The organism is Curvibacter sp. GW821-FHT09D12, from assembly GCF_059416245.1.
Genome location: NZ_JBWKOU010000027.1, coordinates 14842 through 29457 on the forward strand (window position 1 = coordinate 14842; position 14616 = coordinate 29457).

The 14616-nt window shown below is 67.4% G+C and carries 23 protein-coding genes; 7 read left to right on the forward strand and 16 right to left on the reverse strand.

Translation table 11 applies throughout. The features are described from left to right. Positions 1 to 12: 12 nt before the first annotated feature. A complete protein-coding gene (nifH, locus tag AC07PT_RS26440) occupies positions 13 to 888 on the reverse strand; it encodes a nitrogenase iron protein (RefSeq protein ID WP_492345866.1) in 876 nt (291 codons plus the stop codon). Between the two features lie 394 nt (positions 889 to 1282). Between nifH and AC07PT_RS26445 the strand changes: the two genes are divergently transcribed. The 7 genes from AC07PT_RS26445 to AC07PT_RS26475 all read left to right on the forward strand — a co-directional run bounded on the left by AC07PT_RS26445 (position 1283) and on the right by AC07PT_RS26475 (position 4932). After that, positions 1283 to 1783 (forward strand): group II truncated hemoglobin, encoded by a 501-nt coding sequence (locus tag AC07PT_RS26445; protein ID WP_494658678.1) that lies wholly within the window; start codon positions 1283 to 1285, stop codon positions 1781 to 1783. Then, entirely contained in the window at positions 1776 to 2384 is a 609-nt protein-coding gene (locus AC07PT_RS26450; RefSeq protein ID WP_019572769.1) for a hypothetical protein, read from the forward strand. Before AC07PT_RS26445 ends, AC07PT_RS26450 begins: the two co-directional genes overlap by 8 nt. An 11-nt stretch (positions 2385 to 2395) precedes the next feature. Then, positions 2396 to 2734 carry a thiosulfate sulfurtransferase GlpE gene (locus AC07PT_RS26455; protein WP_494658679.1) on the forward strand — a complete coding sequence of 113 codons (339 nt, stop codon included), beginning with the start codon at positions 2396 to 2398 and terminating at the stop codon, positions 2732 to 2734. Then, positions 2731 to 3219, forward strand: coding sequence for an ArsC/Spx/MgsR family protein (locus AC07PT_RS26460; protein WP_494658680.1), 489 nt, complete (start codon positions 2731 to 2733; stop codon positions 3217 to 3219). Before AC07PT_RS26455 ends, AC07PT_RS26460 begins: the two co-directional genes overlap by 4 nt. Before the next feature lie 27 nt (positions 3220 to 3246). Next, positions 3247 to 3480, forward strand: a complete 234-nt coding sequence (locus tag AC07PT_RS26465) for an FmdB family zinc ribbon protein (protein ID WP_494658681.1) — start codon at positions 3247 to 3249, stop codon at positions 3478 to 3480. Positions 3481 to 3902: 422 nt separating this feature from the next. Then, the gene (locus AC07PT_RS26470) at positions 3903 to 4232 is read left to right on the forward strand and encodes a hypothetical protein (protein WP_494658682.1); all 330 of its coding nucleotides are present in this window, start codon (positions 3903 to 3905) and stop codon (positions 4230 to 4232) included. Between the two features lies 1 nt (position 4233). Continuing rightward, on the forward strand, positions 4234 to 4932 hold the full coding sequence (locus AC07PT_RS26475) for a hypothetical protein (RefSeq protein ID WP_494658683.1): 699 nt from the start codon (positions 4234 to 4236) through the stop codon (positions 4930 to 4932). A gap of 131 nt (positions 4933 to 5063) precedes the next feature. Here the strand turns inward: AC07PT_RS26475 and AC07PT_RS26480 are convergent, their stop codons facing one another. The 15 genes from AC07PT_RS26480 to nifB form a co-directional block, all read right to left on the reverse strand. Further along, entirely contained in the window at positions 5064 to 5507 is a 444-nt protein-coding gene (locus AC07PT_RS26480; RefSeq protein WP_494658684.1) for a hypothetical protein, read from the reverse strand. Between the two features lie 8 nt (positions 5508 to 5515). Further along, positions 5516 to 5812 carry a 2Fe-2S iron-sulfur cluster-binding protein gene (locus tag AC07PT_RS26485; protein WP_019572762.1) on the reverse strand — a complete coding sequence of 99 codons (297 nt, stop codon included), beginning with the start codon at positions 5810 to 5812 and terminating at the stop codon, positions 5516 to 5518. Between the two features lie 68 nt (positions 5813 to 5880). After that, the gene (locus AC07PT_RS26490) at positions 5881 to 6729 is read right to left on the reverse strand and encodes an SIR2 family NAD-dependent protein deacylase (protein ID WP_494658685.1); all 849 of its coding nucleotides are present in this window, start codon (positions 6727 to 6729) and stop codon (positions 5881 to 5883) included. 9 nt (positions 6730 to 6738) lie between these two features. Then, the gene (locus tag AC07PT_RS26495; RefSeq protein ID WP_494658686.1) at positions 6739 to 7902 is read right to left on the reverse strand and encodes a DegT/DnrJ/EryC1/StrS family aminotransferase; all 1164 of its coding nucleotides are present in this window, start codon (positions 7900 to 7902) and stop codon (positions 6739 to 6741) included. Between the two features lie 2 nt (positions 7903 to 7904). After that, complete coding sequence (locus tag AC07PT_RS26500) at positions 7905 to 8165, reverse strand: hypothetical protein (RefSeq protein WP_492345874.1); 261 nt, start codon at positions 8163 to 8165, stop codon at positions 7905 to 7907. A 57-nt stretch (positions 8166 to 8222) separates the two neighbouring features. Continuing rightward, the gene (gene nifT / locus AC07PT_RS26505) at positions 8223 to 8438 is read right to left on the reverse strand and encodes a putative nitrogen fixation protein NifT (protein WP_492345875.1); all 216 of its coding nucleotides are present in this window, start codon (positions 8436 to 8438) and stop codon (positions 8223 to 8225) included. Positions 8439 to 8492: 54 nt separating this feature from the next. Next, positions 8493 to 9647 (reverse strand): cysteine desulfurase family protein, encoded by a 1155-nt coding sequence (locus AC07PT_RS26510; RefSeq protein WP_494658687.1) that lies wholly within the window; start codon positions 9645 to 9647, stop codon positions 8493 to 8495. Between the two features lie 30 nt (positions 9648 to 9677). After that, positions 9678 to 10142 carry a DUF3024 domain-containing protein gene (locus tag AC07PT_RS26515; RefSeq protein ID WP_494658688.1) on the reverse strand — a complete coding sequence of 155 codons (465 nt, stop codon included), beginning with the start codon at positions 10140 to 10142 and terminating at the stop codon, positions 9678 to 9680. After that, on the reverse strand, positions 10139 to 10432 hold the full coding sequence (locus AC07PT_RS26520; protein WP_494658689.1) for a nitrogen fixation protein NifZ: 294 nt from the start codon (positions 10430 to 10432) through the stop codon (positions 10139 to 10141). Before AC07PT_RS26520 ends, AC07PT_RS26515 begins: the two co-directional genes overlap by 4 nt. Next, the gene (locus AC07PT_RS26525) at positions 10429 to 10794 is read right to left on the reverse strand and encodes a nitrogen fixation protein NifZ (RefSeq protein WP_494658690.1); all 366 of its coding nucleotides are present in this window, start codon (positions 10792 to 10794) and stop codon (positions 10429 to 10431) included. The genes AC07PT_RS26520 and AC07PT_RS26525 overlap by 4 nt, the downstream gene beginning before the upstream one ends. After that, on the reverse strand, positions 10787 to 11635 hold the full coding sequence (locus AC07PT_RS26530; RefSeq protein WP_494658691.1) for a 4Fe4S-binding leucine-rich repeat protein: 849 nt from the start codon (positions 11633 to 11635) through the stop codon (positions 10787 to 10789). Before AC07PT_RS26530 ends, AC07PT_RS26525 begins: the two co-directional genes overlap by 8 nt. Beyond that, on the reverse strand, positions 11632 to 12204 hold the full coding sequence (locus AC07PT_RS26535; RefSeq protein ID WP_494658692.1) for a hypothetical protein: 573 nt from the start codon (positions 12202 to 12204) through the stop codon (positions 11632 to 11634). Before AC07PT_RS26535 ends, AC07PT_RS26530 begins: the two co-directional genes overlap by 4 nt. Before the next feature lie 15 nt (positions 12205 to 12219). After that, positions 12220 to 12621, reverse strand: coding sequence for a HesB/IscA family protein (locus AC07PT_RS26540; protein WP_492345881.1), 402 nt, complete (start codon positions 12619 to 12621; stop codon positions 12220 to 12222). 1 nt (position 12622) lies between these two features. Continuing rightward, on the reverse strand, positions 12623 to 12817 hold the full coding sequence (locus AC07PT_RS26545; protein WP_019572750.1) for a 4Fe-4S binding protein: 195 nt from the start codon (positions 12815 to 12817) through the stop codon (positions 12623 to 12625). Positions 12818 to 12896: 79 nt separating this feature from the next. After that, a complete protein-coding gene (nifB, locus tag AC07PT_RS26550; RefSeq protein WP_494658693.1) occupies positions 12897 to 14492 on the reverse strand; it encodes a nitrogenase cofactor biosynthesis protein NifB in 1596 nt (531 codons plus the stop codon). Between the last annotated feature and the right edge of the window lie 124 nt (positions 14493 to 14616).

The following is a 14616-nucleotide window of genomic DNA, read 5'->3' on the forward strand; positions in this document are numbered from 1 at the left end:
CCCGGGGGCCCTTCAGGCGGCCACGGCCGACTTGCCGACTTGCGACTCGTCGATCTGCTTCATGATCCCGTGCTCCATCAGCAGGTCTTCCAGCTGGTCCATGGTGATGGGGGTGGGGATGGTGCCGTTGCCGGCGTTGTTGTGCACCTTGGTGGCCAGCTGGCGGTACTCTTCGGCCTGCTTGGAGTCCGGGGCGTACTCGATCACGGTCATGCGGCGCAGCTCGGCGTGCTGCACGATGTTGTCGCGCGGCACGAAGTGGATCAGGCGCGAGCCCAGCATCTTGGCCAGCGATTCGGCCAGCTCCAGTTCCTTGTCCGTCTGGCGCTCGTTGCACACCAGGCCACCCAGGCGCACGCCGCCCGAATTGGCGTACTTCAAGATGCCCTTGGAGATGTTGTTGGCCGCGTACATGGCCATCATCTCGCCCGACATGACGATGTAGATCTCTTGCGCCTTGTTTTCGCGGATGGGCATGGCGAAGCCGCCGCACACCACGTCGCCCAGCACGTCGTAAGAGACGTAGTCGACACCGTCGTAGGCGCCGTTTTCTTCAAGGAAGTTGATCGAGGTGATCACGCCGCGGCCGGCGCAGCCCACTCCGGGCTCCGGGCCGCCGGATTCGACGCAACGGATGTCCTTGTAGCCGATCTTCATCACGTCCTCAAGCTCCAGGTCCTCCACCGAGCCGGCTTCGGCGGCCAGCGACAGGATGGTGTCCTGGGCCTTGGCGTGCAGGATCAGGCGGGTCGAGTCGGCCTTGGGGTCGCAGCCGACGATGAGGATCTTCTGACCGAGTTCGGTCAGCGCGGCCAGCGTGTTCTGGGAGGTGGTGGATTTGCCGATGCCGCCTTTGCCGTAGAAGGCGATTTGCCGAAGTTTAGCCATTGCAGTACTCCATTCAGGAAGGGTTGAGAACCAAGGTAGCGAACTCGCGACCATGTCAGCCTGGCGTGCCTGTTGGTCTTCTTCTATCGGGTCACGTTGGGCCGGACTTGTGTCCGCGCACTGGTTCTTTGCACCTTCTGTGCCATGCCGAAATCACCGTGTTTCGGCCCGATCAGCGCGCTGTTTGCGACAAAACGACGCCAACATGTCGGCTTGCGACAGACTTGGCGGGCGCTTTGTCCGGCCGGCTGCAGCGCTTTGTTCCGTTTGCGACAAACCGGTCCCGGCCAGCCCCGCCCCGCGGATGCGGGCGCCCCGCAGGGGCTGTTTTGTCGCGTTTGGTGGCCGCCTGCGTGCGCGCCTGGCCTGGTACGGTCATTGCAGAAAGAGGGGCATGAGCACGCAGCCCCAACCCACGGCCCCCACCGACCTGATGACGGCATCGGTGCCCGTGTCCGCGCCCGTGTCACCCCAGGTGTCGCACTATGAGCAACTGGGTGGCCTGACCCGGGTACAGGCCCTGGTCGAGGCCTTCTATGCGCAGATGGACCAGCGCCCCGAGGCACAGGTGATTCGCGCCATGCACCCTGCTGACCTGGGCCCGGTGAAGGCCGTGCTGGTGAGCTATCTGTGTGAATGGCTGGGTGGCCCGCATGACTACAGCGCGCAGCGCGGCCACCCCCGCCTGCGCATGCGTCACCAGCCCTTTGCCATTGGCGACGCCGAGCGCGATGCCTGGCTGCATTGCATGCAGGCCGCCCTGTTCGCCATCGAGGTGCCCCCAGGCCTGCGCCACGCGCTGATGCAGGCCTTTTCAAAGACCGCCGACCACCTGCGCAACCGCGCGGCCGGCCCCCCTGTTTCCTCCACCCTTCCAAGGACTGACCATGACTGAAACCCTGGTGCGCAAACCCATTGAAGACACGGCCCTGGGCCCGCTCGATGCCGATGGCCGACTGCTGAACCCCGTGCTCAAGGCGCCCACGGCCAAGCCCGGTCGGGTCGGCTTCCGGGGCGAGCTGGCGCTGCGCTTTGCCGCCAAGCTGGCCGACGAGGCCCGCCCCCCCGAACTGACCTGCGACCAGGTGATGGCCGTCGCCCAGGTGGGGGAGGCCCACCTGCCTTTCTTCGCCGGCTACCTGCTGAGCTTCGAGCACCTGAAAGACGTGGCCGAGGTGCTGGGCGACAGCCTGAGCGCCGGCGGCAAGTACTTTTTGTTCTGCAACAACATCGACCTGTCGAAAAAGTACCAGGTGCCCTACCGCGGCGCGCTGTTCTATGTGCTGCCCATCGACGAGTCGACCGTCTACAACGAACTGCTCGACCTGCTGTACCTGGAGAAGAGCGAGCTCAAGAAGAAAGACACGGCCGGCAAGCTCGATGCCGTGGCCGATGCGGCGCTCAAGTACGACGTGACCTTTGACACCATCACCTACGCCGAAGGCCTGAGCCTGATGGGGCCGGTGCGCAACCCCAACGAAAACCGCCCGGTCTGAGCGACGGCGCCATGCGCGGCCCCCGCCTCTTCCGCCGGCTCACGCTGGCCGAGCTGGAGCGCTGGTGCGCCAGCCGGCCCCACGCCCTGGTGCTGGATGCACGCGACCCGGGCAGCCATCAGCGCGATGGCTGGGCCGGCTCGGTGCGCCTGGGCCCGCACAACCAGGACGCGCTGCTGCTGCAGACCGATCGCAAGCGCCCCATCCTGATCTACTGCCATCACGGCCACGCCAGCCAGACCTGGGCCCAGATGTTTGCCGACTTCGGCTATGTGGACGTGTGTGACCTGGTGGGCGGCCACGCGGCCTGGGCGCAAGCCCACCCCCGGCCCCCGGAGGAGCCCGCATGAGCCACATCGTCTTCTACGAAAAGCCCGGCTGCGGTGGCAACGCCCGGCAGAAGGCCGCACTGCGCGCTGCGGGCCATACCCTGGAGGTGCGCGACCTGCTGCGCACCGCCTGGACCCCCGATACCTTGCTGCCCTTTCTGCACGGCCAGCCCGTGCCCGACTGGTTCAACCGCGCGGCGCCCCGCATCCGCCAGGGCCTGCTCGACCCCGACACCCTGAACGGCGACGAGGCCCTGGCCTGCCTGCTGGCAGAACCCCTGCTGATACGCCGCCCATTGATGCAGTGCGGCACCCAGCACCACCTGGGCTTTGTGACCGAGGCCGTGCACGCCTGGGTGGGCCTGGGCCCCAGTCTCGCCACGCTGTCTGGCCCCACCGGGCTGGAGGGCTGTGCCCATGCCCATGCGCCTACTCACACCGATTCGCCCCCACCACCGGGCCTCGAGCCTGGCCGCTGCGCCAGCCCGCCGCCGCTCGCCGCCTGATGCCCCCACCACGCAAGGACCCCTGCCATGCCTCTTTACGACTACCACTGCCCGGCCTGCGGCCACCGCTTTGAAGCCCTGGTGCGTGCCGGCAGCACCCCCACCTGCCCCCAATGTGGCAGCAGCAGCCTGGAGCGCCAGATCAGCGCCCCGGTGCCACCAGGCCAGAGCAAGGCCATCATCGCCTCGGCACGCCGCCAGGCCGCTCGCGAAGGTCATCTGAGCAACTTCTCGAACGCCGAGCGCGGCAAGCTGGGCTGAGGTAAGTGTTTGAGACATTGAACGCTCCCTGATTCCGAGGCAGGCCATGCCTGCCGTCGCCCGACGTTGGGTTCCGCCTTCCTTCAAGCCCCGTTAAACAGCGATGGTTCAAGCATCACTCAGCAAAACTTGGTAACGGATAGAGGCCCGGTCAGCTGCAAGAATGGCGCTTGCCAAATCAGGCCTGATACGGCTTCCTCTACTCCACAGAAACGGGCTGCCCAGCCAGACCAGCTCTTCAGAGCCAGGTAGGGATGAGGTCATGACCCAGTTGACCACCTGGCTGGGCCTGCCCCCGGTTCCTCTCACCGAAAGTGCGCCGCCGGTGCTGGTGAAGAGGGATGGTGTGCCGTACTCAGAGAGATTGAGCCGTCAAGGGGTACATCAGGCCATGAAACCAAAGGTACGCAGAAGGAGGCAGCATGCGAACAACAACGGATCCCCACACGAGCGACCCCGAATTTGCTGACGACTACGTGGTGCACCAACCCAGCCAATATTCGGTCACGAGAGGCGTTACCTCAACGGGCGAGGTCCTGTACCTCCTGACCTTCATCGACTCGATGCTTGTGCCTGTGATCTCAGGAGAGCGCCACAGTGCGAGAGAACAGAAGCTGATCCGAACGACTGTTCAGATGTCGAAGAGTTTTTTTGAACACATGGTGAAGACTGTGGAATCCCTGGAACCCAGGGCAGCCACAGCCGTGCCAGCGGGTACCGCGAAGGGCCAGCCCCATGCCGGCAACGGTTGAGGTGACCTTCGACCCCAGCTTTCAGCGGTTTTTGCAGATGGCTAAGTCCCATTCGCAGATCAAGCCCACTGAAAAAATTCAGTTTGACTCTGCGTTTGGTGTGGGCCCCGAAGGATCCGTTCATCTGGTCTATTCGTCGGCGACCAGCTTGCCCCCCCATGTCCCGCAACTTGAGCAGGGCTTTGACGAAACAGCGATAGATCTCACTGAAATCCGCATGCCACTGGGTGAAGTACAAAAGCAAGCTGGCCCCTATACTGGTGAGACCATGACATCCCATTCTCGCGAAGAGATTGCCCTTCAGTTCCAAAACGCTCGGCTGCAGGTCGATAAAGACTTGCTGGCTGCCAAGCAGGCGGAAGCCGAATTCCGTGCCGAGATCAAAGTCATGATCGCCCACCAGGGTGAAACCTTTCAGACACTGCGTTCAGACATCAACAAGGCAGTGGGTGAAGCAGGCCTGAATGTGGAGCGCCTGCGCACTGAGATGCACAAAGAGTCATCCGTCAATCTACGCTGGATTGTGTCGACAATGATCGCCATTGGCTTGGCAACAGCTGGCGCCGTCTCATGGGTTGTGAAATCCAGCATCGACGGTCGGTCTGCCACCACCACCGCAGCCTTGGTTTCAGAATCCGTTGGGCAGGGATCGGCCCAAACGGAAAAGGCCGCTCAAGCCCCCTCGCGTCCGACCCAGTAATTGCCCAGCCAACTGTGCCTGTGGTTCTCTTGCAGAGGCTGAGGAAGATTTGGGGCCCCAGGCATGGCCCGTCAAAACAAGCACAGGTTCGCGGGTCCCCCTCTGAGTCACCCTCCCACCGAGCGTTGCCCTCACAGCCCGATGCGATACCACCGCGGCTGTTGTTGGCGGTAAAAGCGCAGCCACAGCAAGGTGGCGGGCACCAGCGACTCGACAGCGAACCACAGCGCCTCGTCCAATTCGGGGCCGGCGGGAGCGCGCAGGCGCGGGGCCAGGGCGGCCCAGCCGGCCCAATCCAACTCGGGCATGACGGCCTGCACCGCGGCATCCAGCTGAGTGGCTGACACGGCCAGTGTGAGCAGGTGCCTGAGCACTTCGGCCCGCGTCAGACGCGAACCCAGCAGTTCATCGCGGGCCAGGCCTTCACACAGCACCAGCACGCCATGGGCAGCCTGCTCGACCAGGCCCAGCAAGGCCCCGGTGGCCCAGGGCGAAGGGCCCGAGAGATCGATCTCGCGCCGGGTGGACGAAGGCTGCGAGGTGGGGCCCGGCTGGGCCGGGCCGGGGGTGCTCACCAGCCGCCTCAGACGAAGCTGAGCAGCTCGACGGTGGCAGGCTCCGTGCCCAGCACCACCTGGCAGGCCAGGCGCGACTTGGAGCTGACGCCCACCAGGGCGTCGAGCTTCTCGTTTTCGAGCTTCTGGATCTTGGACAGGCCCTTGCGCCCCTCCTGGATGAACACATGGCAGGCGCCACATTTGGCCTGCCCATCGCATTTGCTGGCGATCACCTCGCCAACGGCAAGCAGGGCCTGCAGCAGGGTGCTGCCGGCAGTGGCTTCGTAGGTTTTGCCCGAGGGCAGGACGGTCAGTGCGGTCATGGTGGTAGTCAGCTCAAGGCTGGTTCTGGTTGAGGAAATGGGTGACGGGGCAACCGGGGTCGAGGCGCTCAGGCGGTGGCGGTGTCCTGCAGGGCCACCACCAGGCCGGCGGCAAAGCTGGCCAGCGGCTGGGCGATGCGGGTGATGCCCTGCTCCTGCAGAAAGCGCGCCTCCATGCGCGTGGGTTCGTCGGGCAGCACGGCCCAGTGCTGGGCGCTGGAGCGCTTCATGATCTGGCGCGCGAAGCTGCGCGTGAGCTGGTCGTCGAAGCGGCAGCCCAGAAACAGAAAATGCCGCCCGCTGCGCCAGGCCTGCACAGCCGCCGGGATGGGGGTCTGGATGTCGATCTCGGTCAGCACCTCGACATAGTCGCTGTCAGACACCAGGTAGTTGCCAGCCGGCGCATGGGCCCCGATGGGCTTGTAGAGAATGGGCTGCGCGCCGCCCGGGGCCTGGGGCAGGAATTCGCCGTTGGCGGCATAGGCACCGGTCCAGTGGCCGAAATGCTCCGATTGCGACAGGCCCTGCAGCTGCAGCCAGCCGCCCTCAGGCCGCACCTGGGCCAGTGCGGTGGCCAGGGTGTCGTCGTACCAGGCGTCCACCAGCAGGCCCACATGGCTGCGGGCCAGGGCCAGGTGCAGGGCCGAGGGCTTGGTGGGCGCGGCAAAGGCCTGATTCATCAGGTGCACCACCGATTTGCGGTGCTTGAAGTTTTCGATGAACTGCGCCGCCTGGGTCAGCCGCTTGCGGATCTTGTGCGGCACGCTGACCTGCGAGGTCATCAGCTCGGCCAGGGCCAGCGGCGTGGCCGGCACCGGGGCCTCGGGGCACAGGGCCAGCATGCCCGGGCCGAGATAGGGCACGATCAGGCCCTTGTCAAACTGCTCGGCCAGGGTGGCCATCAAAGGTGTGTTCATGGGCGGCTTTCACAGGTAGATGGCGGCCCCGGCACCGACATTGGTGGCGGTGTCCTTGAGGGTCTTGACGATGTACTGGATGTGCTGCGGCCCCAGGCCGCCATGCAGCGGCAGGGCCAGGGCGCGGTCGCCGATGCGCTCGGTGTCGGGCAGCAAACCGCGCTTGCGGCCGATGGTGTCGCCGGCGTTCATATAGAAGAACTGCTGGTGCAAAGGGTGGCTGTAGGCGGCACTTTCGATGCCGCAGGCCCGCAGGTCGTCGATCATCTGGGTGCGGGCGCTGGCGGTGAAGCGCTTGCCCAGGTGCACCACATAGAGCATCCAGTGCACCTCGTCCACGTCCTCTCCCAGATAAGGGGGCTTGATGCCTTCAAAGCTTTGCATCTGCTCGTGGTACCAGGCCTCGACCTGCTTGCGTTGCTGCAGGCGCTCGTCCAGCGAGGCCAGTTGGGCCAGGCCCAGGGCGGCGCTCAGTTCGCTGAGGCCGGCCTGCAGGGGCACACGCGAGCCCACCGACACCGAATGCCGGTCGCTCAGGCGGCGCTGGCGCAGGTAGCGCAGCTCGTGGGCCAGTGACTCGTCGTCGGTCACCACCATGCCGCCCTCGCCCGTGCACAGGGCCAACGGGGACGAGAAGTCGAACACCGCCAGATCGCCAAAGCTGCCCACGGTCTGGCCGCTGTAACGCGAGCCCAGTGCCTCGGTGCTGTCTTCGATCAGTGCCAGGCCGTGGGCCTGGGCCAGGGCCCGCAGCGGCCCCCAGGCGGCCGGGTGGCCGTTCGTGTTGCCGGCCAGCAGGGCCCGGGTGCGCGGGCCGATGCGCAGGGCGGCCTTGTCGGCGCTCAGGCAGCCACTCCAGTAGTCGATGTCGGCGAACACCGGGGTGGCACCGCACAGCGTGATGGACTGGGCCACCTGGTGCCAGGTGTGGGCCGCGCACACCACCTCATCGCCGGGCCCGATGCCCAGGGCGCGCAGGGCCATCCAGGTGCCCAGGGTGCCGCTGGCCACGCCCACGGCATGGGCGCGGCCTACCCAGCCGGCAAAGGCCTGCTCAAAGGCCTCCAGCATGGGGCCGTCGCTCCAGCGGCCCGAATCGAGCACGGCCTGGATCAGCGCGCTCTCCTGCGGGCCAGCCTCGGGCTCGAACAGGGCGATGGTGTCGGTCTGCATGCTCAGCCCTCGGTCAGGATCAGCGCCGATGCCTGGGCCGGCTCCTGCGTGACCTGCCAGCAATGGCCGTCGCTGGCGGCCAGGTAGACGCGGCGTGCGCCCAGGATCAGGGTGGGGGCTTCGTCGCGCATGTCGAAGGCGTCCACCACCAGGGCTCGGATCTCGGGGTGGTGGGCGCGCCACAGCGCGGCGGCATCACGCAGGCTGGAGGCGGCACCCACCAGCTGGCTGGCTTCGTGCAGGTGTTCGGGCATCAGACTCATGGGGGGCTCCTGGGGTGGCAGGGATCAGGACGGATTCGGCGGGTGATCGGCTGAAGATCACTCGGCGACCGCGATGCGACGGGCCTCGACCGTGATGGGCAACGGCGTGTCGGGCGCCATGGCCGGCAAGTCAAGCTGCCAGCCATTGCCCAGGGTGACCAGCCCCCCCCACATGCCGGGCTCGACCATCGAGACGATGGGCTCCTCCAGGTCCTTCTTGGGCACGTAGGCACTGAGCTGGCCTTTGCTGTCTTTTCGGATCATGACTTTCATGGGGAGCCTCTCGTTGGGTTCGGGGTTGGAAAAAAGGGGGCTCAGTCGTGAGCTTCAGTGACAGGCCTGGGCTTCGTGCAGCAGCGGCGCCAGCAGGGGCGGCAGGCCTTGCAGCACGGCGCTCACATCGTCGGCCGTGCTGTCACGGCCCAGCGACAGGCGCACCGCCGCCAGCGCGTGCTCTCGGGGCACGCCCATGGCCGACAACACATGCGAAGGCTGGCTGCCGCCTGAGGAGCAGGCCGCGCCCGATGAGGCCGCCACACCGAGACGCGCCAGGCGCTGCAGCACCGTGTCGGCCGCCAGTTGGCCCACACGCCAATAGCTGGTGCCCGGCAGCCGGGCCTGGCCCTGGCCCCACACCTGCAGCGCGGGCAAGGCCTGGGCCAGGCCCTGCTCCAGTGCATCGCGCAGGGCGGCCTGGCGCCGGGCTTCTGCGTTCACGGCGCCCGCGTCGCCCAATGAGCTCAGGGCCGTGGCCAGGCCGACGATGGCGGGCAGGTTCTCAGTCCCCCCGCGGCGACCGCGCTCCTGGCTGCCCGGCACGGGCGAATGAAAGGCCAGGCCCTGGCGCAGCAGCAGGCCACCCACGCCCTTGGGGCCATGGAACTTGTGGGCCGAGAAGCTGACCGCGTCGGCCGCGCAGTCGTCAAACCGGAAGGGCAGCTTGCCCAGCCACTGCGTGGCGTCGGTGTGCAGCAGCGCACCGGCCTGGCGCGTCAGCGCGACCACCTCGGCCAGCGGCATCAGCACGCCGGTCTCGTTGTTGGCGGCCATGAGCGACACCAGGGCGACCTCGGGGTTGATCAGCTCGGCAGCGGCCCGCAGGTCGAGCGCCCCGTCGGGCCGCACCGGCAGCCAGCCCACCGACACCCCCTGGGTCACCAGGCTGCGGGCCAGGGCCAAGTGGGCGCTGTGCTCCACCTGGCTGAACAGCACGCGCCGGCGCCCCAGCGGCGCCCCGGCCAGCAGGCCGCGCACGGCCAGTTGGTTGGACTCGGTCGCACCACTGGTGAACACCAACTCGGCCGGCTTGCAGCCCAGGGCCTGGGCCGACTGCTGGCGCGCCTGGGCCAGGCAGCGGCGGGCCTCCTGCCCTGCCGCGTGTTGCGACGAGGCATTGGCCCAGTGCTGCGCCATGGCCTGCGCCATGGCCTGCAGCACGGCGTGGCTGGGCGCGGTGGTGGCGTTGTGGTCGAGGTAGATCATGGGGGATTCCGACGGGGGTGGCAGCACCATTCAAGGCCAGAAGACCCGCTGCGGGTCCTGGCACAGCAGCGCCAGCAGGGGTTGCAGCGCCTCGTCTTCGGCCTGTGCAGCCCAGCAGCCGGCTGCGTGGTTGCGGGCAAACAGGGTCCAGCCCCGGCTCCCGCGCGAGGTGCCGGGCTGCAGCAAGGCGATGTCGATCACGCCGCCGCTGCGGTCGATGTTGCGCGAGCAGCAGGGGCTTTCGATGCGCACCCCCTCGCCTTCGCGCAGCACCCGCGGCTTCACGTAGCGGTAGCGGCTGCGCTCGCCCAGCACGCGCTGCACCTGCCGGATCAGCAGGTCCATCACGCGGCTGTCTGCCGAGGTGCCGGGCTGGGCAGCCACGCCCGAGGGCAGCTCACGCCGGCGCGCCTGAAGGGCGCGCAGCATCTGGCGCGTCTGCCGCAGCGGCCGCAGGGGGCGCACCTGGGCGCCGCCCACGCAACGCCCGTTCATGCCTGCACCTCGTCGGTCTCGGGCAGCAGGCCAGCCGGGGCCGGGGCCAGCTCGACCTCCAGGCAGCCAACCACGGCTTGGGCAAACTGCACCAGGTAGACAGGCTCGTTGAGCTCGACGGCATGGCCAATGTTGACCACCTCGCCCACGCTGCCGCGTGGCGCCAGCAGGGCATCGGGGGCGCACTCGGGGTGGCTGCCATCGTTGACCAGGTCGTCCAGCGCGATCACGCGCTGGCCCCAGGCATACACGGCGCTGCGGGCTTCGATCGGCAGTTGGGGGGCGGTCATGGCAGGTCCTCCTTGGGGGCGGGTGGCAAGCCCAGGTGGTTCAGCGCCTGAGCCTGGTCGCCCAGTTGCTGCAACACCTCGTCGGGCAGGTGGTCCAGGGTGCACAGTTCCTTGGCCCGCATGCCGACCCGATGGCCCGAGTCGACAAAATCGACGGCATAGATGTAGAACTGCTGCAAAAAGGTGTTGATCTGGGTGACGTAGCCGATCTCGCCGCGCTGCACCAGCACGGCGCCGATGTCCAGGCCGTTGTAAGTGCCGTCGTTGCGCACCACCGAACGCGCCACCACCCGCTCGCCAAAGCCGAAGCGCGGGGGCGAGGCGATCTCGATCAGGTCATCGTCACGATTGATGTCAGCCATGGGCATTGCTCCGATGCTTGGAGGGGACAGGCTGGGGGACCGAGGCCAGGGGCAGGCGCTGGCGGGCAGCCGCACGCACCTCGGGGTCGTCGTCTTGCAGCAAGGGGCCCAAGGCGGCGGGGACGGCACGCTGGGCCACCTCCCAGCGCACGCGCCAGTCGGGGTCACCCAGCAACGTGGGCAGCAAGGCGGCGGGCAGGCGCTGGGCCACGGCACGCCGCACCTCGCCTTCGGGGTCGTCGACCAGGGCCAGCAGCGCAGGCATCTCGAGCCGCTGCGCCACGCGCAGGCGCACCGCCCTGTCAGGGTCGCTTGCCAGGGTGCTCAGCAGGGGCAGGGGCAGGCGGGCCGCTACGCATTCGCGCACGCCATAGTCGGGATCGCACACCAGCGGGCCCAGCCGCGCCGGGTCGAGTCGCTGGGCCACACGCAGGCGCACCTCGCGGTGCGGGTCCTGTGCCAGCAGGGGCAGGTGGGCCAGCAACTGAGCGATCGGCAGCCTTTGCACCACCTGCATGCGCACGGTTTCGTCGGGGTCGCGCAGCAAGGCCGGCAGGCGGAACACGCTGGCATGGCGCACGGCGATCGCGCGCACCTCGAAATACGGGTGCTGCAACTGGGCATCGGCCAGCCCGGGGTGCCAGCTCAGAAAGCGGCTGATGCGCCGGGCGTAGGCATCGTGCAGGCAGGCGTGGCCGGGCTGGCAGCCCTGGCCCGGAGGCCGCTGCAGCAGAGCGTGCTGCGCGCAGGTGCTGCAGTCCAGTGCAGCACCCGACCAGTGCCGTGCCGGAATGTCGGCTTCGGCAGCATCGCGGGCGTGGACATCCGGGCGCGTGCTCATGACCGGGGCCTCCAGCCGCGTACGGGATCACCTTCCTGCCACAGCGGGGTGTCGGGGTCTTCGCCGGCCTCGCGGCGCTCCAGCACCTGCAACAGCAGCGAGCCGCCGACACGGTCTTGCGGGTCCAGCCGGCGCAGCTCGCCCAGCATCAGCCAGGCCTGGGGCCAGTCACCCAGGCGCAGGTTGAGGTAGGCCAGGCCCTTGAGCGTGAACAGGTAGAAACGCACCGCAGCGTCGTGGCGGGTGGCCTCGTCGCTGGGTGGCTCGTCACCGAAATCAGGGCCCAGCGCGTAGCGGGCCAGGGCCAGCGCGTCTTCGCCGGCGGCACGGGCCAGCGCCAGCTCATGCGCATAGAAATGGAAGCGGTACACGGCAATCACCGGTACCGGGTGACGCGGCGCCAGGCACCGGGCCTGTTGCAGACAGCGCAGGGCCGCCTCGGGTTGCTCGCGCAACTGGCCCGCCTGTTCGATCAGGGCCAAGGCCTCGGGCCCCAGGCCGGCGCCCACCACGCTGTCGGCAAAGGCCGCCAGCGCCTGTTCGTCGAAAGCCAGGGGGGCGAAGCTCATGGCGCGGGCCCTGCGTCAGGACAGCAGGCTGGCCGGGCGGCCGCGGCTGATCGAGCCGATCTCGATGCGCGCCACGCCGGGGGGCGCAGCCTCGGCGCTGCTGCTGCAGGCACAGGCCGACTGCTTGGGGTTGACGAAGGTGAGGCCGGACTTGGTCGGGGTGTCGGCAAAGTCCATGGTCACGCCATCGAGCAGCAGGCGGCTTTCGGCCGGCAGGAAGATCTTGAGACCCTGGTGTTCCAGGGTCTGCTCGCCTTCACGCGGGGCGGGCTCGGCGCTGAACTCGGCGTTGTAGCCCGAGCAGCCGCCTTCGCTGACCAACAGCCGAAAGCCAGCGCCCTCGGGCAGGCCCGAGAAGCGGACGATGCGCCGCATGAATTTGTCGGCGGCGGCAGTGATTTGAAGGTTGGGCAGCATGTCAGGCCTTCACGATGCAGCCGTCGACGGGGCACACCGCCACGCACTGGGGCGAGTCAAACTGCCCTTCGCATTCGGTGCACTTCTTGGGGTCGATGACATAGGTGCCGCCTTTTTCGCGGATCGCGACGTTGGGGCATTCAGGCTCGCAGGCCGAGCAGCCGGTGCAGGTGGAACCGATGATCTTCAAAGCCATGATGGCGCTCCTTTGCTGGGGTGAAAGTGGGGTTGAAAAAGAGGGTGCCAGGGTGATGCCAGGGCAAGGCTCGCTGGCTTCAGGCCGCCTGCTGCGCGCCGGTGAAGGCCCCTTGGCGGATCTGCGCATCGCCGCGGTGCTGGTGCACCAGGGCGCCGCTGGCCACGCGGCTGCGGTAGTCGTTGAACCACTCGAGCACGGCCTTCTCGATGAACTCGCCCGCGTAGGCGTCCACCGGCTCGATGCCGGCCACCGACAGCTCATCGCGCGGGCAGGCGCCGATCTTGGACACCAGCACGGCATGGCAGTCGTTGATGGCACGCACCACCGAGGGCAACTGCTCGTCGTCGCCATAGCCGCCCTGGCAGTACAGGTCCACCCGGCGGTGGCCCACAAACAGGGTCTGCTGGGCCGAGACCTCGTAGATCTGGAACTCGGTGACGTGGCCAAAATGCTCGTTCACGCGGCCCCCACCCTGGGTGGCCACCGCCACCAGCAGCTTCAGGTCGTCCACCGGCAACGCGCTGGCGCCGGCCAGGGCCATCTGCTTGGCCTGGTGCTGGGCCTGGCGCTCGATCTCGACCTGCTCCTGGTAGCTGCGACGGCGATCCAGGTCGTACACCACCTCCATCTGGTCGATCTTGTCCTGGGTGAACTCTTCGCTGCGGTCTTCGCCCAACAGGCCCACCGCATCGGCGCGGCATTGGCGGCAGTGGCGCATCAGGTTGGCACCGCCGGCACAGGCGTCCTGCACGGCCTTGAGCTCTTGCGCGGTGGGGCCGCGCTGACCGGTCAGGCCAAACACCGTGCCGTGCTCGGCCTCGGAGATCAGGGGCATGATGTTGTGCAGAAAGGCGCCGCGCTTCTTGACCTCGCGGTTCACCTCGATCAGGTGCTCGTCGTTCACCCCGGGGATCAGCACCGAGTTGATCTTGGTGAGCACACCACGTGCAGTCAGCATCTCCAACCCCAGCATCTGGCGTTCGTGCAGGATGCGGGCAGCCTCGATGCCGGTGATGCGGCGGTGGTCCCAGAAGATCCAGGGGTAGATCTTGGCCCCCACCTCGGGGTCGACCATGTTGATGGTGATGGTGACGTGGTCGATGTTGTAGCGGCAGATCTCATCGACCAGGTCCGGCAGCGCCAGGCCGTTGGTGGACAGGCACAGCTTGATGTCGGGGGCCTGCTCCTGCAGCATGCGGAAGGTGTCGAAGGTCTTCTTGGGGTTGGCCAGCGAGTCGCCCGGGCCGGCAATGCCCAGCACGGTCATCTGCGGGATTTCGCTGGCCACGGTGACCACCTTCTTCACGGCCTGCTCGGGCGTGAGCTTCTGGCTGACCACGCCGGGGCGCGACTCGTTGCTGCAGTCGTACTTGCGATTGCAGTAATTGCACTGGATGTTGCAGGCTGGGGCCACCGCCACGTGCATGCGGGCGTAGTGGTGATGCGCCTCTTCGGAGTAGCAGGGGTGGTTCTTGACCTTCTCCCAGATCTCGGGCGGCATGTCGTCGGGGCCGCCGGAGGAGCCGCAGCTGGCCTTGCCCTCGCCGCCTTCGGTGCTGCAGCCCCCCGAGGGGGCCGGGATGTCCAGGGGGTCGCCCAGGCGCTTGATCTGTCCAATGCCCACAAAGGCGACGGCGGGTGGGGTGCTGCTGGCGGGGGAAGCGGATTGCATGGAGATCCTTCCTGGCCACCCGGAGTGGCGGCCTCAGGCTTCTTTAGCCAAATCCATGCCACCCAAAAACTTCTTTTAAATCAACAGCTTGTCATCTTTGTAGGGTGTCAGTGTCACGACAGCC